An 18,979-nucleotide genomic window follows, 5' to 3' on the forward strand; every position below is an offset into this window, starting at 1 on the left:
ATAGGATTAAACGAGCTTCATTGTTTTGGTTGGAGCCGCTTATAAAGTGAATCAACCTATTGATTGTTACTGGAAATAAACGAGTTGAAATGGTTTTTAACAATAATACGATGTTGGCTCCTACCATTAATGCGCAATCAGCATGGTGAAATAGTGAAAGAGGTTATGTGCCTTCGCAGGTTCCAAGAACTCTTTTCCAGCCAATACTTGGCCGAGCATCAAGGGGCTGGCTTCGAGTATTTGGGCTAGTTTTTTAAAGTCCAATTCACTGTAGGACAGAATATAATCAATCAAATATTTCTGACTATCTTTTTTTAATTGAAACTTAACATCAATAATGGGTTCTGCAATCTCGATAAAACATTCCATGTAACACCCTCACGTTCATATTATTACGACATAGTCCAGTCGAACAACAGTAAACCATAGCCGTGATATCGATAAAATTAGTTTTTTTACATGGAAAAGATCATAGGTAAAATACAATTCTGATCAATTTTGCATCATTGTTTGCGTTTGATACTCCTTTTTTATGCGGTTGTTATCGCTTCTGGTAATCCTGAATCTGTTTTCGGCTCAATAACAGGCTTAATTCTTTTGGCGATCAAGTAAAGGAAAACAGCGCCCAACAGTGCCCACATACCCAGCTGGTTAAACACATGCTGGTAATCGCTATTGGATAGCAATGGATTCGTGGACTCACCTTTGGTCATGGCATTAGAAAAATAATGTGATAACGATGCTGATACGCCTGATACCATCATCCAAGTGCCCATGAGCAGGCCTTGTAAATGTGGTGGGGAAATTTTACCAATCATGGCGTAGCCGACTGGTCCTATCAGTAACTCTGCAATTGCTTGCGTGGTAAAATGGAGCATCACCCAATACACACTAACATATCCATGTTTATTAGCAGAGAGGATGCCGCAGGATAGGAAGAAGAAAGAACCTGCTAATATCAGAAATGCCCAAACAAATTGTTTGGTTATTGATACATTGTATCCTTTTGCTTGCAGTCGGGTTAGCACAATCGATAACAACGGAGCGCCGATAATAATCACCATGGCATTGATATTCAAAAGCCATTGGGTCGCCATTTTATAATGGAATAAATGTTTATCAACATTGTTTTTAATAAATAAGGTTATGCCCATTGGGCCTGTGAAGTAGATCATCCAGAATAAGATTGATGTTACTGTCAGTATTAGAAAAGTCATTATCTTTTGCTTATCCAAAGTCGATTTTTGTTGGTAGCCAAGATATAAAATGACAAAAAACATAATAACGCTAAGGCCTACTACAACTCCATTACTAAACTGAGCTTTATGAAAACAAAGCAGGGTGAATGGAATAAGAGATAATATAATTCCCCAGCCAATAGTTTTTTTGAAGTTTAGTGAAGCCTTGCTTTTAACTTTGAGCAACGGAGTGTCACGATCATTCAAATTTGTCCAGTAACCCCACATGAGCAAAAGCGTAATTACGTTTGGAATTATGCTGGTATAGAGTAAAGTTTGATATTGATTGGAGTAATCAAAGAAGCCACTGATGATGTAACCAGCGCAAAAGCCTACATTCATGTAAGAATAACTCAAGAAAAAGGCTTTATCTCTGCGGTTATCATCCGGCGCAAAGCGTTGTGTCAATATACTGTTGTATGCGGTGGTGTTTAAGCCACATCCTACTAGGAATAAACTCAGTCCAATATAAAGCAACGACTTAACCGAAAGTGCCAAAAGTAAAATACCGATCGTTTGTATGGCTGTGGTAATCAAAAATAAAGATCTGTTACTTAGATATCGTCCACCAACCACTCCGCCGAGTAAATGTAGAACATAGTTAAATGCGAGAAATAAGCCGACAATGCTGTTTGAAAGGGTATTGGACAATCCTAATTGTTTAGTGAGAAACAGTGATAATGAGGAATATAGAATTGCATAGGAGAAGGTTGAAAAAGCTTGTATTAAATAAAGAGGCATTATTCCTTTAGGCATTTTTTCTGACAACATAATTTTTCCCTAAAACTATTTTTGAAGGTGACTCTAACATTTAAAATGGATAAAATTAATCCTTTTCTGCTATTATCCTCTTTTGAAGACAGGATAATTAATATTTAATTTGTTGTATGGATGTTTAGGAATGAACAGTATTACTAAAGTTTCATGGGATGAAATCAAACACAAAGTAAAAAAAATCAATGAGTCAATGTATCGTGTTATTGAAGAAATTAAACCTGACAAAAAAATACCATTCTTTGTAGCTCGTTATAAATTTGGTGAACATTTCGGTATTAAAAATCATGCTTATCTCCCAACCACCAACGGTCAAATGGAAAAAATTGACAGCAAGCACACCGATAATTATTTATTCAACCATCTTGGTTATGGAAAAAATAGTTTGCCCTTGGGCTTAATACTGGATAAGTTTTGCGAGTGGCATTATTTTGGTGAAGATGATCGCATCTTTCCTGACTGTGTACAGGGTCCTGGTGCAATTTTTAATATGCAGGTTATTTTTGATGAGGATCAGACCGTCGATAACAATGTACTCTCTGTTTCTTCTGGGGCTCTTTCGTCCTTTTTATTACCGAATATCGGTTGTAAAAGAAAGCATACAAGAATTCAGAAATATTTTAATGTTGCTGTTACAGCTCCCAAGTCTCCTTATGAGCATTACCAGGTATTTAAAGAAATATTGAAAGATAAAAATACTATCGATGACTGGTATAGCGAGATTCTTTATTTTTCTGAGCAATTTATTAATGAAGTTAAACATAATGATAAATGGCTCAAACTAAAGCTATATTTCTCGGAGTCGTTAAGAAAAAAATTGACGCAAAATACCTATGATGCTTCTTGTAATGATTTATTTCTCAGTGCTAAAAGTATTAATCGTTTTAGACCTACACCATTCATTATGGATACAGCAAAATACATTTTTAATATTTGTATGGGCTCTGGTATTGGTGTGAAACCTGCCATTGATGAGCAATATTTTCCCGTTAAAACAATTCAGAAAATTTATCATGAATGTTATGACTTAGAATATACAGCGACAGTTATGGTTCCATCTGCCTTGAATGGTCAGTCTGATAGCGTTTATTATCCTTTACAGTGTCCCTTTGCCAAGATAAATACATTTAAAACCAATCAAAGCAATAGTGCTTATAGTGAACTGGAAATGCTAAAAAAAGTGTTATTAGCTTATCAGGCGGAGTTTACTGCGGATAACAGTTCTGCTTTTGGTAGTCTGCTTTATCATGTAAGCAAACAAACGGAATTTTCTTTTTACCACTATAAATCTTCTAGTAATAAGAATGACGTGGTCAAGTAAAACGTTACAACCCAGTTAAGCTATTTTTTGTAACAGCAATTTAGCTTGTTTTTCATACTGATTGCTTGATCCCCAGGCTTTCTGCCGCTGCCTTGCGCTCATATCCTTGCGCTAGTACCAGGCTTATCGCATCCAGTTTAAATTCTTTTGAATATTTTGCTCGTTTTGTCATCTTTTTCTCCAGTTAAGGTACATTATATCTCTTAACTGGGGTGGTCGCTTCTATTAGACCACGTCAGAACATTAATAGTTCTGAAGAGTTAGAATATACAGATAACAGATTTGCTTTTTCTTATTGCAATAATAAAACGCAATTTGCCAGTGATGCGAAGTTATTTAGAGGTTGCGTTAGATTAAGCAAACAATAAGGCTATTCGATGAGAATATTAGAAACAGAACGATTATTTCTGCGTACTTTTCAAGAAAAGGATGTGGAATCATTAATTGCCATTAGCCAGGACCAAAAAGTAATGCAGTTTTTCCCTGCCATACCTACGCGGGAAGAAACCATTGGATTCATAGATAGAATCATCACACATCAAGAAGAAAAGAATTTTTCCTTATATGCCGCTGAAATAAAAAGTACTGGTGAGATGATAGGTTTTGTAGGTTTGTATACAGCAACGTTTCAGGCTCATTTTACTCCGGCGATTGAAATTGGTTGGCGTTTATCTTCAAAACACTGGAACCAAGGTTATGCTACAGAAGCCGCCAAAGCGGTTCTTAATTATGCTTTTAGGAAATTAGATTTGGATGAAGTGGTTTCGTTTACATCGGCATTAAATAAACCGTCTATTCGAGTAATGCAAAAGATTGGCTTACATACTAATTCAGAAGATGATTTTGACAATCCAAAAGTACCGCCTGGTAGCCCGCTTATTGGACACGTATTGTATAGATTAAAACGATCAGAGTATTTACAGTATTAACTCGTCAATTGTTAGATCGAGTAGTTTCAAGTATTTATTACTAATGGCCTTTTTTTCCATCGGTGGAATATATACTGTTGTGATTGGGGAAATAACTGATAGCTCAAGATTACATAGTTGTACCCATTCTATTCTGGGGAAGCAAGTAGGTAGGGAAGGGGCCTCATAAAGACAGATGGAGTAATCTGTTGAGTAATAACCACTTATATAATCTTTTAAAATTGAAAGGTTGTTAGTTTTTTTTCCATCAGTTCTACCAAAATTTGCTACCTGCCAAAGTATTACATGTGCATGAATATCAATACATCGCTCAAATAATACTAACTCTGTAGCTTCAATTGAAAAACATCCCTGATCACCTGGATCAATTTCAAGATCACTAAACAAGCAGTCTTGGGTAGATACGGCTGGCAGAATGATGGCGTCACCACCATCTTTCTTAATTTGTCTAACGGCATTAAGTGCTGAGTCTGCAAAAACGGTAGGGTGGCCGTAAAAAACAACACATAAAATTGAAACCTTCTTATATTCTTCAATAATATGATTTGTTAATGCTTGATAAGCTTCAATCCGTTTTTCGCTGCTAAAGTAGATAGAATCCAACGATTCAGACTTTTTCGCTTCTCGTTGAATCCATTGTTTTAGGTTATCTTCATTGAGAAGGTAGAGTACCTTATCAGCGTTTTGAATAACTCGTTTAGTTTCTTGGGTCAGATGAGAAATCGATTTAATTCCCGACCCTACTACTATAAGCTTATGCATTAAATTGTTTTATGTTCACTATTTTATTGCTATCAGGCTGGTACTGTTTTTGTATTGAAACTATTTTATTAGAATTAGCCTGGCTCTGTTTGTTTTGATTTGTATCTAAAAATAAATCTTTGTGGCTGATCAAATACTCATTCCCTACAGCATATTCAAGTTTGTCCATTAAACTCATTTTGATGTCACCTTATATTAAATTCTGATAGCCATTGTACAAATAAAATTCTTATAGGTATAGCCTAAAAAAATATTTGCAGTAATGTGCTCGATATGCTCTAATAAATACTCGAAACGAGTATTTTGGTTTATTAGTTACAGGAGTTGAGAAATCATGAGCAATATTCACCTAATCCCCCGATTAATTCGCTTAAGAGACGCTCCGACCTATGTAGGTATGGATCGTCATCGATTTAATAAAGATGTAAGGCCAAATCTGGTTGAGATTCCAATGGGGACTCAGGGTATTGCTTTTGATCGACTTGATTTAGATGCCTGGGTAGACGATTATATACAGTGTAGTGGTCGTCCCGCGGCAGTTAAACGTAGGAGTTTGGAGTTATGGGACGAAAAAGAACACCAGGGCTGCAAAAGCGTGGCAGCGTCTGGTGTATTGACAAAAAGGTCTTCGGACGACGACTTTGCGAAAGCACTGGTACTGACAACCTCGAAGAGGCGGAAAAGTATCTCGCAAGGCGTCTTGAAGAAATAAGACTGGCAACAGTCTACGGTGTTCGCCCAAAAAGAACATTCAAAGAAGCCGCTACTAAATTTCTGATAGAAAACCAACACAAACGCAGTATCAGTGATGATGCTGGCCGTTTGCGAGAAGTGGTTAAGTACATCGGGGATTTGCCTATTGAAGCAATTCATATTGGTAGTTTGCAATCCTTTATTGAAGGCCGAAGAAAGGATAATGTGAGTATGCGAACTATCAATCATGGTTTGAAAATTGTTAGGCGTATATTAAATTTAGCAGCCAGTGAATGGATGGATGAGTTTGGCTTAACCTGGTTAATTTCAGCGCCAAAGATAAAACTTTTGCCTGAACCAGATTTAAGAAAGCCTTATCCATTAAGTTGGGATGAACAGCACAAACTGTTTCAGCAGTTACCGGAACATCTGAAAAATATGGCTTTGTTTGCCGTAAATACCGGATGTCGGGATCGCGAAATTTGTGAATTGCGCTGGGATTGGGAAATACAAATTCCAGAATTGCCACACATCATCGTTTTTATTGTACCAGGGGAACTGGTTAAAAACGGAGAAGAACGGTTGATTGTTTGTAATGAAACAGTTCGGGAAGTGATAGAAGGGGAGAGAGGTAAACATCCTACTCATGTCTTTAGTTTTAAAGGCCGACCATTAAGTCGTATGTTATCGACTGGTTGGCGACAGGCTAGAGAAAAGGCGAAATTGCCTGAAGTAAGAGTGCATGATTTAAAGCATACCTTTGGCAGACGGTTAAGAGCATCAGGGGTAAGTTTTGAAGACAGGCAAGATTTACTTGGGCATCGTTCAGGAAGGATTACAACTCACTATTCTTCAGCTGAGCTGCAAAGTTTATATCAAGCTGCGAATAAGGTTTGTGAAAATCGTAAAAGCGGAGTGATATTAACGTTATTGCGAAATCCAAAGAGTAGACCTGCCAGTCAAAATACTCTAAGGGATAGTCAGGTAAGTTTGTAAGTGCGTGATCTAGGTCACGCAAAAGTCACGCAAGGACTTTTGTACTAAAACAGGTGATCAACGTAACTTATTGATTTTAAAGGTTTTAATTGGTGGGCCCACTAGGATTTGAACCTAGGACCAACGGATTATGAGTCCGCTGCTCTGACCAACTGAGCTATAGGCCCGGAGAGAAGGTGTTATTGTAATCTTAAATTTTGTGTAACACCACTTTTTTTTTGAACTTTTTCAGGAGCCCGAGGGCTCCTGGGTTTAATCGTCGTCGCCTTCCAGGAAGCTTCTCAGTTTTTCTGAGCGGGAAGGGTGGCGGAGTTTGCGTAGGGCTTTGGCTTCGATCTGGCGGATACGCTCGCGGGTTACGTCGAATTGTTTGCCGACCTCTTCGAGGGTGTGGTCGGTGTTCATTTCGATGCCGAAGCGCATGCGTAGTACCTTGGCTTCTCTGGGGGTTAGTGTTTCCAATATTTCCAGAGTCGCTTCTCGTAGGCCTTCAGCAGTTGCTCTTGCAATCGGTGATTCGATATTCACGTCTTCGATGAAGTCGCCTAAGTGCGAATCGTCGTCATCACCTACTGGGGTTTCCATTGATATCGGCTCTTTAGCTATTTTGAGAACTTTGCGAATTTTATCTTCGCTTAGATCCATTTTAGCTGCCAACTCTTCAGGTGTTGCCTCTCTGCCGGTTTCCTGCAGGATTTGCCGCGAGATTCGATTCAATTTATTGATAGTCTCAATCATGTGAACCGGAATACGGATGGTTCTTGCCTGATCTGCAATCGAACGGGTAATTGCCTGTCGAATCCACCAGGTGGCATAGGTTGAAAACTTGTAACCGCGACGGTATTCAAATTTATCAACGGCTTTCATTAAGCCGATATTACCTTCCTGAATCAAGTCAAGAAATTGCAAGCCGCGGTTGGTATACTTCTTGGCAATTGAAATTACCAGACGCAGGTTCGCTTCCACCATTTCTTTTTTAGCACGGCGGGCTTTGGCCTCTCCGATGGACATTTTCTTGTTAATGTCTTTGATTTCACTAATGGTTAAACCAAACTCTTCTTCAAAGGCAGCCAGTCGGCTCTGCAGGCGCTTGATTTCGTCGTTGTATTCTTCAAGACGAGCCATATCAAGTTTTCTGCCATGAATCTTGATTAAATCTGGTAACCAGTTTAAATCAGTTTCCTGACCGGGGAATGTCTCAATAAACAACTTGCGCGGTATTCTTGCTTTTTCAATGCACAAACGCATGATGCTTCTTTCAAATTCACGAATGTGATTTCTCAGCAGTCGGAAATGGCGGGTCAATTTGTCAACCTGACGGGAAGTCAGCTTCAGCTTCAGGAAGGATTCTGCCATTGAGTCAAGCTTTTCAACAGTCAGTTTGTTGCTGCGTCCTTTTTCGCGTAAAGCCGTCATTGCAAAATCGTATTTCTCACGCAGATCGTCAAAATAGACTTTGGCAATTTCGGGATTAGGGCCGTCATCTGCTTCAAGACCGCCTCCGCCTTCGCCGTCTTCATCTTCCTCATCAAGATTAACTTCTTCAACCAGCAGTTCGTCTTGCTGGCCTTCATCCAACATGGAGCCAATGCTTGAGGGCGGCGCCTCTTCTTCGCTGTCTGCGAAACCACTGATGATTTCACTCAGACGCATTTCTTCAAGCTGTACGCGATCGTAGTCTTCAAGTACTAATTGTGCCGTTTCCGGATAGTGCGCCAATGAACGCAGGACCTGATAAATCCCTTCTTCAATACGTTTGGCAATGCGGATTTCGCCTTCGCGCGTCAGCAGTTCGACTGTACCCATTTCGCGCATGTACATGCGAACCGGATCGGTAGTACGGCCAGTTTCCTTGTCGACGGAGGCCAATACGGCTGCGGCTTCTTCCACATCCTCCGGTGCTTCTTCAGTTGTACCAAGAAGGGCTAGTTCATCGTCGCTCGGCGGGAGCTCGAAGACTTTAATATTCATGCTCTCCAGCATACTGATGATGACGTCAAAATGTTCGGTATCAACAATATTGGGAAGCAGATCATTTATTTGTGCATAAGTCAGGTAATTTTGATCTTTACCTAGGCTAATGACTTTAGTGATCTGTGAGCGTTGTTGTTCTTGGTCATTTATGTTCATAGGCACTTAGTCAGATAATGAAGGGGAATCTACAAAAATGTTTTTGATTATAACCCTCACGTCAAAAACATGCCAGCAAAAATGTGTTAATTTTTATCACGCCTGTTTTGATGGCGTTGCTTTAACAAGTTTTGCAATTGCATTTGCTCTGAAAGAGTTAAGCCTTCTTTTCGGGATTTTTCAAGAAATTCATTAATTTTATTGCCGCTATTCTGTTTTTGTAAAAAAATAATAATATCAAGGAACTCTTTGGTCAAGGCTTCTTCAGGAACCTGATGATCCCAGGCAGCCAGCTTGTTTAGTGATTCAAAAAAGGAGGTTTCTCGCCATTGTTCGATCAAGGACGCGGTATTTATCTGAGGATTTGCAGCAATTTGCTCAATCAATTGTTTCAAAATTTCTTGTTCCTTACCCCCAAGCAGCTGCAGATTAATCTGTTGCTGAGCCCCTGAATAGATCTCGGGATTTTGGATTAGCAATGCAATCGCCAGGCGAATGGGAGAGCGGCTGATCCCTTTTTTGGGTTTTACCGGTTGGGTGGGGTTATTCTGTTCTGTAATCACTAGCTCAATGCGGTGGTTTTCAAGACGGGTTATTTGAGAAAGCTCATTAATTAATAATTGCTTATAAGTACCTTCCGGCATATTGGCCAGATAGGGCTTGGACAGGTTAATAAACTGGGTTTTTCCGGCGATACTATGCAAATCCAGATTTTCAGAAAGATTTGAAATAAAATAATCATTCAGGGAGACTGCCGATTGCATAATTTCAAGAAATTTGTCGCGGCCTGCCTCGCGTACAAAACTATCGGGATCCTGTCCTTCGGGTAAAAAAACAAAGCGGACATCCATACCGGTATTCAAATGGGGTAGTGAGTTTTCCAGTGCTCTCCAGGCAGCCTGACGCCCGGCCTTATCGCCGTCAAAGCAAAAAATGAGCTGTTTACAATATTTGCTGAGCATCTGAACATGATAGGAACTGGTCGCAGTTCCCAGGGCGGCCACTGCATTATTGATGCCGTACTGAGCCAAGGCAATCACATCGAGATAGCCTTCTACAACAATGATCTGATCCTGACGAGGCTGTTGTAAAACCTGATACAGTCCATACAGCTCGCGATTTTTTTGAAAGAGTACCGTTTCTGGGGAGTTTAAATATTTAGGCTGCTGATCAGGGCTTATTGCTCTTCCGCCGAAGCCGACAATTTTTCCCTGGCGATCATGAATTGGAAACATAATGCGGTTTCTATAGCGATCATAGGTTTTTCCATTGTCTTTTTTAATCAGCATGCCGGTATCAATTAATCCCTTTTTATCGGCAAAAAAGTTTTTTTCGAGCACATTCCAGTCCGCTGGGGCGTATCCTAATTGAAATTGTTTAGCGATTTCCCCCGTCAATCCACGCTGACGCAGGTAGTTAACCGCTTCAGCGGCGGGAGCTGTTTTTAATAATGCCTGATAATGCCGTGTAACCCTGGCAAGTAACTGATAAAGATTAGGTCCTTGTTTGACCTCACGTGACGCAAGTTCTTTTGGAACAGTCATTCCTAATCGAACGGCAAGTGTTTCGACTGCATCGGTAAAGCTTTGATTCAGATAAGACATCATAAAGCTGATGGCATTTCCGCTGGTTCCACAGCCAAAGCAATGAAAAAACTGTTTTTTGGCTACGACATTAAAAGAGGGGGTTTTTTCATTGTGAAATGGACAGCAGGCGATATAGCTGTTGCCGCGCTTTTTTAAGGGAACATAATGTTCGATGAGCTCGACCAGATCAGTTCTGCTCAGGAGCTCATCAATAAATGGCCGTGGAATTAAGCCAGACATGTTGGGTATGTTTCCCGGAAAATTAGCTGAGTTTGGCCTTGATGATAGCACTGACTTGAGACATATCGGCACGGCCTTGCAGCATGGGTTTTAAATGCGCCATTACTTTGCCCATATCACTCATTTTTTCAGCGTCAAGTTCAGCAATTGCTTGCGTGACCAAGGTCATAACTTCTTCGTCAGAAAGAGGCTCTGGCAAATATTTGCCGATGATGCCAAGCTCATATTCTTCCTGGGCAACCAGGTCGGTTCTTCCAGCAGAGGTAAATTGACTAATGGATTCTTTACGCTGTTTGGCGAGTTTATCCAGAATAACTAACAAACGTGCATCATCCACATCGATGCGCTCATCTACTTCGACCTGTTTGATTGCAGCAGTAATGAGCCGCAGGGTCTCAAGCTGTTGCTTGTCCCTGGCACGCATGGCGTCTTTCAGGTCATTACTAATGCGATCTTTAATACTCATGATGTTTTTTTACGACGATGTTTGATAGCACGACGGGTAGTTGTATCGCGTGAGATTTTTTTAAGGTGACGTTTCACTGCAGCAGCTTGCTTTCTTTTGCGTTCAGCAGTGGGTTTTTCATAAAATTCACGACGGCGTAATTCGGTCAGGATACCTGCTTTTTCACAGGAGCGCTTGAAACGGCGAAGTGCGTATTCGGGGTTTTCACCTTCTTTCACACGAACGGTGGGCATTAAATAGTCCTCTGATATAATTAAACACAATAGGTTGGCAATTCTAGTGCCAGATCCGCTTAAGGTCAAGTTTATTGATTGACTTTAGTTTAATAATTGTAATCAATTTCTATGCCAGTTTGAAGTAAGTTTGTTAATATTGCAATTTCTTTCCCTGGTTTTCGCGTAGCGGCAACTGATTTTCTGAGGTTTTTAATGCTGGTTTTAGGTATCGAATCATCCTGTGATGAGACAGGCGTGGCGCTTTATGACTCTGATAATGGTTTATTGGCTCACGCGCTTTATTCACAAATCGCTTTACATCAACAGTATGGCGGAGTCGTTCCCGAGCTGGCATCGCGGGACCATATTAATCATCTGGTTCCCTTGCTTGATGAGGTATTGTGTAAAAGCGGTGTGGAAAAATCTGCCATTGATGCAATCGCCTACACTGCCGGCCCGGGCCTCATCGGGGCCTTGTTAGTGGGTGCCTGTTTTGCTAAAACCCTGGCCTTTGCTTTGCAGATTCCGGCTTTGGCTGTACATCATCTCGAAGCGCATATATTAGTGGCCAAAATGCAGGCAAAAGAATTGAACTTTCCTTTTCTTGCCTTGCTTGTCTCAGGTGGGCATACCCAATTAATTGAAATTAATGAACTGAATGAGTATCGGCTGCTGGGAGAGAGTGTTGATGATGCGGTAGGCGAAGCCTTTGATAAGACAGCCAAGCTAATGGGTCTTCCTTATCCTGGTGGGGCACAGCTGGCAAAATTGGCGGACACTTGCCCCGCTCATTTACGAAATAGCCTTCCGGCATTTCCCCGCCCTATGACTGACAGACCGGGTTTGAACTTCAGTTTCAGCGGGCTAAAAACGCATGCTTTAAACGCCTGGAATAACAGTGATAAAAGCGAAGAAAGTAAATCAGCTATTGCCTATGCCTTTCAACAGGCAATTGTTGATACGCTGCTTATTAAATGCAAGCGGGCAATGGCATCTACACAGGCTAATACGCTGGTTGTGGCAGGTGGGGTTGGTGCAAATCTTAAGCTTCGACAGAGTTTAGAGACCATGACCGCTCAATTGGGTGGACGTGTTTTTTTCCCACCCTTAGAGTTTTGCACTGATAACGGGGCGATGATTGCTTATACCGGATGTTTACATTTACTGGCCGGCCGTCAGGATACCGATGCTGCTATTGATGTGAAAGCGCGTTGGCCTTTGTAGTCTGCTGTAAAGGATTTCCGGCTCCAGGCAACCGGAAATCCCTTCATCTTAGGGTGGAGTGGGCTTTGGTTTTCGTTTTTTTGCAGGTTTTTTAGGCTGAAGTTCCGTTACATTATCACGCATCGGAGCCTGATTTGCTGCTTCTTCTGCAGTTTCGTGTGAAGTAAATTCAGCGGTTTCAGTGAGGATTTCCTCGGTCATATTTTTTAAGTTCGATCGCCCGAAGTGAAGCTTCGGCTCTTCACCGTCAATGAGTCGGGTAATATTGTCGCGGTGTTTATACAAAACAAACAAGGCAATAAAAAAGAGCGGTGGAAAAGTATCCAGGTTGCCGAGGCTTAATAAGGCATAAAGAGGAGCAAGCAATATTGCGATTATTGAGGCCAGAGATGAATAGCGGGTGAAATTAGCGACTAAAAGCCAGGTGGCGATAACCACAACTCCCATTACAAAATGCAGGCCAAGAAAAGCGCCAATGGCTGTAGCTACACCTTTTCCCCCTTTGAAATCAAAGAAAATGGGGTACATATGGCCCAGTACCGCTGCAAGACAGGTAAAGCTGATTGCTGCAGGCCCTGCATGCAAAATTTTTGCAATGAGAACGGGAACCAGACCTTTCAGCACATCGCATAACAGAACAATCACTGCGTATTTTTTCCCGGCCAGCCGAAGCACATTGGTGGCGCCAGGATTTTGCGAGCCTTCTGTCCTTGGATCAGGGAGGGAGAATATGCGGCTGACGATAACGGCCGAACAGACTGATCCGGATAAATAACCCAGTACAACCACAAAAACAAACAGCAAAAAGCTTAGCATGATCTCTCCTGAGCAGTGGCAATTTAAATAGTCATTATCAGTTAAACTGCGAAGCTTGTGAAGGGTTAGCTATAATCTATTCCTGATAAACAGTTATAAGCGGAGTTCAATAAAGTTATCGATATTCATTGAACTCTGCTTAAGAGTCTCACGGCAAAAAAAGCTCCTGCAGATTGTTGGTGAATTGTCTTCCTAGAGGGCTTACCTGCCAGTGATCATCCTGAAGAGTGATTAGTTTCAGTTCAGAGGCTTTTTTTAACTTGTCAAGCAAGAGGCTTTTGGACAATCCGGTTCGTTCGGTAAACAGTTCCAAGGGAATGGTCTGTTCCAGGCGGGTGGTGTTTAGGAAAAATTCAAAAAGAAGGGAATCGGCGTCAATTGATTCTTTACCGGCGCAAAAAGGCTTGTCTTTATTAAGATAGTCAGTGGGCTGGCGGTATTTATTAGTGCGAACAATCTTTGGTGTAGCGAGGTCCTGGGTTATTTTACCATGTGCTCCTGCGCCAATACCGAAATAGTCTCCAAATAACCAATAGTTAAGATTATGCCGGGATGCCCTGTTTTTTTTACTAAAAGCAGAAATTTCATAACGTTGATAACCCGATTGCTGCAGCAGGGCAAAGCCTTGCTCTTCCATGAGAGCGATCTCATCGTCTTCAGGAAGGACTGGGCGTTGCTTATAAAAGACAGTATTGGGTTCAAGAGTCAGCTGATACCAGGATAAATGTTCGGGTTCATACTGGAGTGCCTGTTGCAGATCAGCAAGGCCCTGTTCTATAGTTTGACCAGGCAATCCGTGCATTAAATCAAGGTTGATATTGTCAAAGCCGGCCCGGCGGGCGGTTTCGATGGCAAAATGGGCTTGTTTATCATCGTGTATACGGCCAAGTTTTTTTAAGTGCTCTGGATTGAAGCTTTGAATGCCGAGCGAAAGGCGATTGATTCCAGCCTCTCGATATCCTCGGAAGCGCTGCTGTTCTACCGTGCCGGGATTCGCTTCCATGGTGATTTCAATGTCTTCAGACAGAGGCAGCAGTTTGCCAATTTCTTCCAAAAGACAGGCATAGGCACTGGCTGATAATAAACTGGGCGTGCCTCCGCCAATAAAAATGGAAATAATTTGCCGTTGAGGAAAATCAATGAGATCCTGTTTGAGATCATTTAGTAATGCCTGGATGTATTGTTGCTCCGGCAACTCCTGAGGGCTTTTATGTGAATTAAAATCGCAGTAAGGGCATTTACGAATACACCAGGGAACATGAATATACAGTGATGTTGGAATCATTGACTCGGATTAGACTGACTTATGTGGAAGTGTAATAATACCACAAGGGGCTGTTTGGCAGCAAAGAAAGTGGAGTGATTAAAACGTATACTCTCCGCTAGAACAAGATGGGATAGTTTAACAATGCGTGAAAAACCTGTTTGTAAGCAAAAAACCGTGATTGCAAAATCCAATTTGTTTACTATTGAGCAAATGCAATTAGAATTTAGCAATGGTTCCCGGCGAGTATACGAGCGAATTCGTCATCATGGGCATGGGGCTGTATTAATAGTTGCCTTGACACCTTCCGAATCTTTTCTGCTGGTCAGAGAATATGCTGCCGGGACTGATGCCTATGAAGTGGCATTTCCCAAAGGGCTGATTGAAAAGGGAGAATCAGCTTTGCAGGCCGCTGATCGGGAGTTGCGCGAGGAAGCAGGGTTTGGAGCCAGGCGTCTGGATTGGATACACTCTCTGACTCTGGCACCGGGTTATTTTGGGGCGCGTTTGGATGTCGTATTGGCCAGAGACTTATATCCGGCGTCATTATCTGGAGATGAGCCTGAACCGCCGGAGGTTATTGAATGGCCATTATATGCAAGTGATGAGCTTTTATTACGCCCCGATTTTTCTGAAGCCCGCAGCATTGCGGCGCTTTTTTTAGTCAAACAATGGTTAGAGAAGGAAAAAAATAATGAGTAATCGTGTTAGAGTTGCAGTGACTGGAGCTGCTGGTCAGATTGGCTATGCCTTATTGTTTCGTATTGCTTCAGGGCAAATGTTTGGTCCGGAAACCGAAGTGGAACTGAATTTACTGGAGCTTGAGCAGGCATTGCCTTCTCTGGAAGGGGTGGCGATGGAATTGGATGACTGTGCTTTTCCATTACTGAAAAGAATTCATTGTACTGCTGATTTAAAAGATGGGATGAATGGTGTTAACTGGGCTGTTCTCGTGGGAGCGGTTCCGCGTAAACAAGGCATGGAGCGCTCTGATTTATTGCAGATTAATGGCGGTATTTTCACTAAACAAGGCCAGGCGATTAATGATCATGCCGCAGATGATGTCCGCGTTTTTGTGGTCGGAAATCCATGCAACACTAACTGCCTGATTGCCATGCACAGTGCGCCAGATGTTCCTGGGGATCGCTTCTATGCGATGACGATGCTGGATGAATTACGCGCCCGCACCCAGTTGGCTAAAAAAGCGGGTGTGCCGGTAACGGATGTTACACAAATGACTATTTGGGGTAACCATTCTGCCACTCAATATCCTGATTTTTATAATGCAAAAATTAAAGGGGAGTCAGCTGCAAAAGTCATTAATGATGAGAGCTGGCTAAAAGAAACCTTCGTTTCAACGGTTCAACAGCGCGGTGCTGCAGTCATCAAAGCCAGAGGGGCGTCTTCTGCTGCGTCTGCGGCCAATGCGATTATCCAGGGTGTTAATCATCTGGTTACCGATACCGTGTCTCATGAATCCTTTTCTATGTGTCTTCGTTCAAATGGCGAGTATGGCGTCGATAAAGGCTTAATTTTCTCATACCCTTGCCGTGTACAGAATGGCAAATTGTCGGTGGTTGAGAATTTACCTTTAAACGACTACGGACAAGCTAAATTCCAGGCAACTCTTGAAGAATTGCGTCAAGAGAAAGCGGCGGTTAAAGAATTGGGATTGATTAAGGAATAGTGTAGCCTGGCTGCAAGTACAACTGTCTTTGTGAACAAAGTTAAGCAATCCGACCTAGCGTTAAGGATTGCTTTAACAAGGTTCTCAAAGACGGTTAATCAGAACTCTTCTAACCTGTAATTATGTTTAATGTCTAAAATGGCGAAAGCCGGTGAAGACCATGCTAATACCTGCGGCATTAGCGACCTCAATGACTTCATTGTCTCGGATTGAACCGCCAGGCTGAATAACCGCGGTAATGCCTGCCTCAATGGCCATCTCCACGCTGTCTGCAAAGGGGATAAAGGCATCAGATGCCATAACTGCCTGCTGGCAGTCCAGCTGGCGTTCTTTGGCTTGCCAGATTGCTATTCTGGTACTCATTACCCTGCTGGTTTGACCTGCACCAATACCAATTGTTGCATGGTGTTTGGCAAGAACTATGGCGTTGGATTTCACATGTTTTACTGCCGCCCAGGCAAATAACAGATCTTCTTTCTGCTGCTCAGAGGGGGCGTGTCGGGTCACAATTTTGAATTGCTCGGATGCGATGGGGAAGCTGTCGTGTTCCTGAATTAATAAGCCGCCTTCCACACGGCGTGAATCCAGTTCAAAACGCTCGGAAGGTGCTATGCCGCCAGTAACCAACACGCGAATATTCGGTTTGCCTGCCAGAATAATTTTGGCTTCTGCGCTAATCGCCGGCACAATAATGACTTCTGCGAATTGCCGTGAAAGAATATTTTGGGCTGTTTCTGCATCCAGACAGCCGTTAAATGCCAGAATACCGCCATAAGCAGAAACCGGATCGCATTCATAGGCTTTAATATAAGCTTGTAACTGAGTTTTGCCCTGCGCAATGCCGCAGGGGTTCCCATGTTTGACAATGACACAGACAGGCTGTTCTCTGGTAAATGATTTGATAGTATCAAAACCGGCATCAGCATCCAGCAGATTGTTATAAGATAACTCTTTACCCTGAATGACTTCAGCCCGTGCCAATGAATGAGGGGATGCTTTTTTTTCCAGGTAGAACGCAGCTTGCTGATGAGGATTTTCCCCATAGCGTAAATTAAAATGTTTTGTAAACTGGCAGGTCAGAGTATCGGGGAAGCCGCTTGGAATTTTATTTTCATTCAGCGTTCCAAAATAATTGGCAATGGATGCATCATAGGCGGCTGTATGGGCAAAGGCTTTCTTCGCCAACTCAAAATTCCAGTGGGCTGGTTTTTTCCCAGCCTTAATATATTCAGAGAGTTTATCGTAATCAGCCGGACTCACGATAACCGAGACATGCGCATGATTTTTTGCAGCGCCTCGTATCATTGACGGGCCGCCGATATCTATATTTTCTATCGCACTGTCAAAATTACACTCCGGATTGCTGATCGTTTGCTCAAAAGGATAAAGATTAACAATAACCAGATCAAAGGCTTTGATTCCCTGCTGCTGCAATACAGGAGAATCTTGTTCCCCTCTGGCCAGGATGCCTGCATGAATAGCGGGATGTAATGTTTTGACGCGCCCATTCATAATTTCTGGAAAGCCAGTGCATTCACTGACATCAGTGACTGCCAAGCCTTGTTCACGAAGTATTACAGCAGTATTGCCAGTGGCTACCAGTTCAACGCCATATTCACTCAGCAGTTTAGCCAAACTAACGATACCCTTTTTGTCGGAGACACTAAGCAATGCACGTTTTGGAGAAAAAGTTTGCCAGTGTTGTTCAGCCATAAAATACTCCTGTAGCATTTATTTCGGGAAATAGTGGAGATTTCAATGAATTATTCATTGCGGATAAATTCCAGCAAACTCCATCCCTCATGATTGTAGGTTTGCTGCAACGCAAAGTGATTCTCGTATTCTTTAACCAGACCTTGAACCTGCTCATTCAAAATGCCTGATACCAGTAATCTGCCTTGTGGGTTTAACAGCTTGTGAAACACCTCTTTTAACTGGAGTAAAGGAGAAAGAAGGATATTGGCAATCATCAGGTCAACAGGTTCATTCAGGGCTTCTGGTAAACTGATTTGCAAATGTTCATTCAGTAAATGATTGCTGATTGCATTATTTTCGGTCGCTTGCAGGGCTTGCGGGTCGATATCGACTGCATAGGCTTTATCTGCTCCCAGTTTTAACGCTGCCAGAGCGAGGATCCCGGAACCGCAACCATAGTCGATTATGGTTTTACCGCTGACATCGTTATTTCCTAACCAATGCAGGCAAAGACTGGTGGTCGCGTGATTGCCAGTTCCAAAAGCAAGACCTGGATCCAGAATGAGATTCACCGCTTCTGGTTCAGGTGGAGTATGCCAGGAAGGACAAATCCACAAGCGTTTGCCAAACTGCTGGGGTTTAAAATCGTCCATCCAGCTTCGTTCCCAATCCTGATCTGGGAGTGACTCCATGTGAGAATTGAGCATTGGGAAATCGGATTGTAGATTGCTCAATGTCTGCAGCGCCTCGTTCTCGTCCGAAAATAAGGCATTAATGACTACATCGGGCCAGAGAGGAGTGGTGCCTGGCGCCGGTTCCAATACCGGATCATCATTTTTGTCAGTGAGCGTAATGGATAAGGCGCCGGCATTTTCCAAATAGTCATTGAGTAGTTCAATCTGTTCATGCTGACAATTTTCAATTTGTATTTGATACCACACAG

The 18,979-nt window shown here is 42.2% G+C and carries 18 protein-coding genes, 1 tRNA gene and 1 pseudogene; 6 read left to right on the forward strand and 14 right to left on the reverse strand.

Annotated elements, in window-relative coordinates:
- Positions 1 to 126 precede the first annotated feature (126 nt).
- Both LXA66_RS11745 and LXA66_RS11750 read right to left on the reverse strand, forming a co-directional pair.
- Positions 127 to 369, reverse strand: a complete 243-nt coding sequence (locus LXA66_RS11745; protein WP_027269522.1) for a hypothetical protein — start codon at positions 367 to 369, stop codon at positions 127 to 129.
- Positions 370 to 530: 161 nt separating this feature from the next.
- Entirely contained in the window at positions 531 to 2,009 is a 1,479-nt protein-coding gene (locus LXA66_RS11750; RefSeq protein ID WP_035905532.1) for a peptide MFS transporter, read from the reverse strand.
- A gap of 130 nt (positions 2,010 to 2,139) precedes the next feature.
- On the opposite strand from LXA66_RS11750, the gene LXA66_RS11755 reads away from it, so the two are divergent.
- Entirely contained in the window at positions 2,140 to 3,333 is a 1,194-nt protein-coding gene (locus tag LXA66_RS11755) for a hypothetical protein (protein WP_233013308.1), read from the forward strand.
- A 55-nt stretch (positions 3,334 to 3,388) separates the two neighbouring features.
- Here LXA66_RS11755 and LXA66_RS11760 read toward each other — a convergent pair.
- Positions 3,389 to 3,505 (reverse strand): annotated as a pseudogene (locus tag LXA66_RS11760) (transposase); the annotation flags it as partial.
- Positions 3,506 to 3,710: 205 nt separating this feature from the next.
- Between LXA66_RS11760 and LXA66_RS11765 the strand changes: the two are divergent.
- Positions 3,711 to 4,262 (forward strand): GNAT family N-acetyltransferase, encoded by a 552-nt coding sequence (locus tag LXA66_RS11765; RefSeq protein WP_027269525.1) that lies wholly within the window; start codon positions 3,711 to 3,713, stop codon positions 4,260 to 4,262.
- On the opposite strand, the gene LXA66_RS11770 is transcribed toward LXA66_RS11765, so the two are convergent.
- Both LXA66_RS11770 and LXA66_RS11775 read right to left on the reverse strand, forming a co-directional pair.
- Positions 4,251 to 5,024, reverse strand: a complete 774-nt coding sequence (locus tag LXA66_RS11770; protein WP_027269526.1) for an SAM-dependent methyltransferase — start codon at positions 5,022 to 5,024, stop codon at positions 4,251 to 4,253. The two genes, LXA66_RS11765 and LXA66_RS11770, sit on opposite strands and share 12 nt — an antisense overlap.
- Positions 5,017 to 5,202 carry a hypothetical protein gene (locus tag LXA66_RS11775; RefSeq protein WP_027269527.1) on the reverse strand — a complete coding sequence of 62 codons (186 nt, stop codon included), beginning with the start codon at positions 5,200 to 5,202 and terminating at the stop codon, positions 5,017 to 5,019. The genes LXA66_RS11770 and LXA66_RS11775 overlap by 8 nt, the downstream gene beginning before the upstream one ends.
- 383 nt (positions 5,203 to 5,585) lie before the next feature.
- Between LXA66_RS11775 and LXA66_RS11780 the strand changes: the two genes are divergently transcribed.
- Positions 5,586 to 6,713: a site-specific integrase gene (locus tag LXA66_RS11780; protein WP_027269528.1), complete on the forward strand. Its 1,128-nt coding sequence runs from the start codon at positions 5,586 to 5,588 to the stop codon at positions 6,711 to 6,713.
- A gap of 90 nt (positions 6,714 to 6,803) precedes the next feature.
- Here the strand turns inward: LXA66_RS11780 and LXA66_RS11785 are convergent.
- The 5 genes from LXA66_RS11785 to rpsU all read right to left on the reverse strand — a co-directional run bounded on the left by LXA66_RS11785 (position 6,804) and on the right by rpsU (position 11,368).
- A tRNA-Ile gene (locus LXA66_RS11785) sits at positions 6,804 to 6,880 on the reverse strand.
- 85 nt (positions 6,881 to 6,965) lie between these two features.
- Positions 6,966 to 8,843 carry an RNA polymerase sigma factor RpoD gene (gene rpoD / locus LXA66_RS11790; RefSeq protein WP_233013309.1) on the reverse strand — a complete coding sequence of 626 codons (1,878 nt, stop codon included), beginning with the start codon at positions 8,841 to 8,843 and terminating at the stop codon, positions 6,966 to 6,968.
- Between the two features lie 86 nt (positions 8,844 to 8,929).
- Positions 8,930 to 10,669, reverse strand: coding sequence for a DNA primase (gene dnaG, locus LXA66_RS11795; RefSeq protein WP_233013310.1), 1,740 nt, complete (start codon positions 10,667 to 10,669; stop codon positions 8,930 to 8,932).
- Between the two features lie 22 nt (positions 10,670 to 10,691).
- Positions 10,692 to 11,135, reverse strand: a complete 444-nt coding sequence (locus LXA66_RS11800) for a GatB/YqeY domain-containing protein (RefSeq protein ID WP_233013311.1) — start codon at positions 11,133 to 11,135, stop codon at positions 10,692 to 10,694.
- Positions 11,132 to 11,368 carry a 30S ribosomal protein S21 gene (gene rpsU / locus LXA66_RS11805; RefSeq protein ID WP_058508433.1) on the reverse strand — a complete coding sequence of 79 codons (237 nt, stop codon included), beginning with the start codon at positions 11,366 to 11,368 and terminating at the stop codon, positions 11,132 to 11,134. Before rpsU ends, LXA66_RS11800 begins: the two co-directional genes overlap by 4 nt.
- A gap of 195 nt (positions 11,369 to 11,563) precedes the next feature.
- Here rpsU and tsaD point away from each other — a divergent pair, with 195 nt between their 5' ends.
- Complete coding sequence (gene tsaD / locus LXA66_RS11810; protein ID WP_233013312.1) at positions 11,564 to 12,574, forward strand: tRNA (adenosine(37)-N6)-threonylcarbamoyltransferase complex transferase subunit TsaD; 1,011 nt, start codon at positions 11,564 to 11,566, stop codon at positions 12,572 to 12,574.
- Between the two features lie 48 nt (positions 12,575 to 12,622).
- Here tsaD and plsY read toward each other — a convergent pair whose 3' ends face one another.
- Together plsY and hemW are read right to left on the reverse strand one after the other, a co-directional pair.
- On the reverse strand, positions 12,623 to 13,390 hold the full coding sequence (plsY, locus tag LXA66_RS11815; RefSeq protein ID WP_233013313.1) for a glycerol-3-phosphate 1-O-acyltransferase PlsY: 768 nt from the start codon (positions 13,388 to 13,390) through the stop codon (positions 12,623 to 12,625).
- Between the two features lie 148 nt (positions 13,391 to 13,538).
- Positions 13,539 to 14,675, reverse strand: a complete 1,137-nt coding sequence (hemW, locus tag LXA66_RS11820; protein WP_233013314.1) for a radical SAM family heme chaperone HemW — start codon at positions 14,673 to 14,675, stop codon at positions 13,539 to 13,541.
- Positions 14,676 to 14,798: 123 nt separating this feature from the next.
- On the opposite strand from hemW, the gene nudE reads away from it, so the two are divergent.
- Positions 14,799 to 15,356: an ADP compounds hydrolase NudE gene (nudE, locus tag LXA66_RS11825; RefSeq protein ID WP_133139746.1), complete on the forward strand. Its 558-nt coding sequence runs from the start codon at positions 14,799 to 14,801 to the stop codon at positions 15,354 to 15,356.
- Positions 15,349 to 16,341 carry a malate dehydrogenase gene (locus LXA66_RS11830; RefSeq protein WP_216362469.1) on the forward strand — a complete coding sequence of 331 codons (993 nt, stop codon included), beginning with the start codon at positions 15,349 to 15,351 and terminating at the stop codon, positions 16,339 to 16,341. The genes nudE and LXA66_RS11830 overlap by 8 nt, the downstream gene beginning before the upstream one ends.
- 126 nt (positions 16,342 to 16,467) lie before the next feature.
- On the opposite strand, the gene purH is transcribed toward LXA66_RS11830, so the two are convergent.
- Together purH and prmA are read right to left on the reverse strand one after the other, a co-directional pair.
- Positions 16,468 to 18,054, reverse strand: a complete 1,587-nt coding sequence (gene purH / locus LXA66_RS11835) for a bifunctional phosphoribosylaminoimidazolecarboxamide formyltransferase/IMP cyclohydrolase (RefSeq protein WP_233013315.1) — start codon at positions 18,052 to 18,054, stop codon at positions 16,468 to 16,470.
- A 50-nt stretch (positions 18,055 to 18,104) separates the two neighbouring features.
- Complete coding sequence (prmA, locus tag LXA66_RS11840) at positions 18,105 to 18,977, reverse strand: 50S ribosomal protein L11 methyltransferase (protein WP_233013316.1); 873 nt, start codon at positions 18,975 to 18,977, stop codon at positions 18,105 to 18,107.
- Positions 18,978 to 18,979 lie beyond the last annotated feature (2 nt).

This window comes from Legionella sp. 16cNR16C (assembly GCF_021297775.1).
GTDB lineage: Bacteria > Pseudomonadota > Gammaproteobacteria > Legionellales > Legionellaceae > Legionella_C > Legionella_C quinlivanii_A.

Coding starts and splice junctions, on each gene's coding strand:
- LXA66_RS11745 (WP_027269522.1), bottom strand. CDS start 369: ATGGAATGTTTTATCGAGATTGCAGAACCCATTATTGATGTTAAGTTT.
- LXA66_RS11770 (WP_027269526.1), bottom strand. CDS start 5,024: ATGCATAAGCTTATAGTAGTAGGGTCGGGAATTAAATCGATTTCTCAT.
- plsY (WP_233013313.1), bottom strand. CDS start 13,390: ATGCTAAGCTTTTTGCTGTTTGTTTTTGTGGTTGTACTGGGTTATTTA.
- hemW (WP_233013314.1), bottom strand. CDS start 14,675: ATGATTCCAACATCACTGTATATTCATGTTCCCTGGTGTATTCGTAAA.
- LXA66_RS11830 (WP_216362469.1), top strand. CDS start 15,349: ATGAGTAATCGTGTTAGAGTTGCAGTGACTGGAGCTGCTGGTCAGATT.
- nudE (WP_133139746.1), top strand. CDS start 14,799: ATGCGTGAAAAACCTGTTTGTAAGCAAAAAACCGTGATTGCAAAATCC.
- LXA66_RS11800 (WP_233013311.1), bottom strand. CDS start 11,135: ATGAGTATTAAAGATCGCATTAGTAATGACCTGAAAGACGCCATGCGT.
- rpsU (WP_058508433.1), bottom strand. CDS start 11,368: ATGCCCACCGTTCGTGTGAAAGAAGGTGAAAACCCCGAATACGCACTT.
- dnaG (WP_233013310.1), bottom strand. CDS start 10,669: ATGTCTGGCTTAATTCCACGGCCATTTATTGATGAGCTCCTGAGCAGA.
- LXA66_RS11780 (WP_027269528.1), top strand. CDS start 5,586: ATGGGACGAAAAAGAACACCAGGGCTGCAAAAGCGTGGCAGCGTCTGG.
- tsaD (WP_233013312.1), top strand. CDS start 11,564: ATGCTGGTTTTAGGTATCGAATCATCCTGTGATGAGACAGGCGTGGCG.
- rpoD (WP_233013309.1), bottom strand. CDS start 8,843: ATGAACATAAATGACCAAGAACAACAACGCTCACAGATCACTAAAGTC.
- LXA66_RS11755 (WP_233013308.1), top strand. CDS start 2,140: ATGAACAGTATTACTAAAGTTTCATGGGATGAAATCAAACACAAAGTA.
- LXA66_RS11775 (WP_027269527.1), bottom strand. CDS start 5,202: ATGAGTTTAATGGACAAACTTGAATATGCTGTAGGGAATGAGTATTTG.
- LXA66_RS11765 (WP_027269525.1), top strand. CDS start 3,711: ATGAGAATATTAGAAACAGAACGATTATTTCTGCGTACTTTTCAAGAA.
- LXA66_RS11750 (WP_035905532.1), bottom strand. CDS start 2,009: ATGTTGTCAGAAAAAATGCCTAAAGGAATAATGCCTCTTTATTTAATA.
- purH (WP_233013315.1), bottom strand. CDS start 18,054: ATGGCTGAACAACACTGGCAAACTTTTTCTCCAAAACGTGCATTGCTT.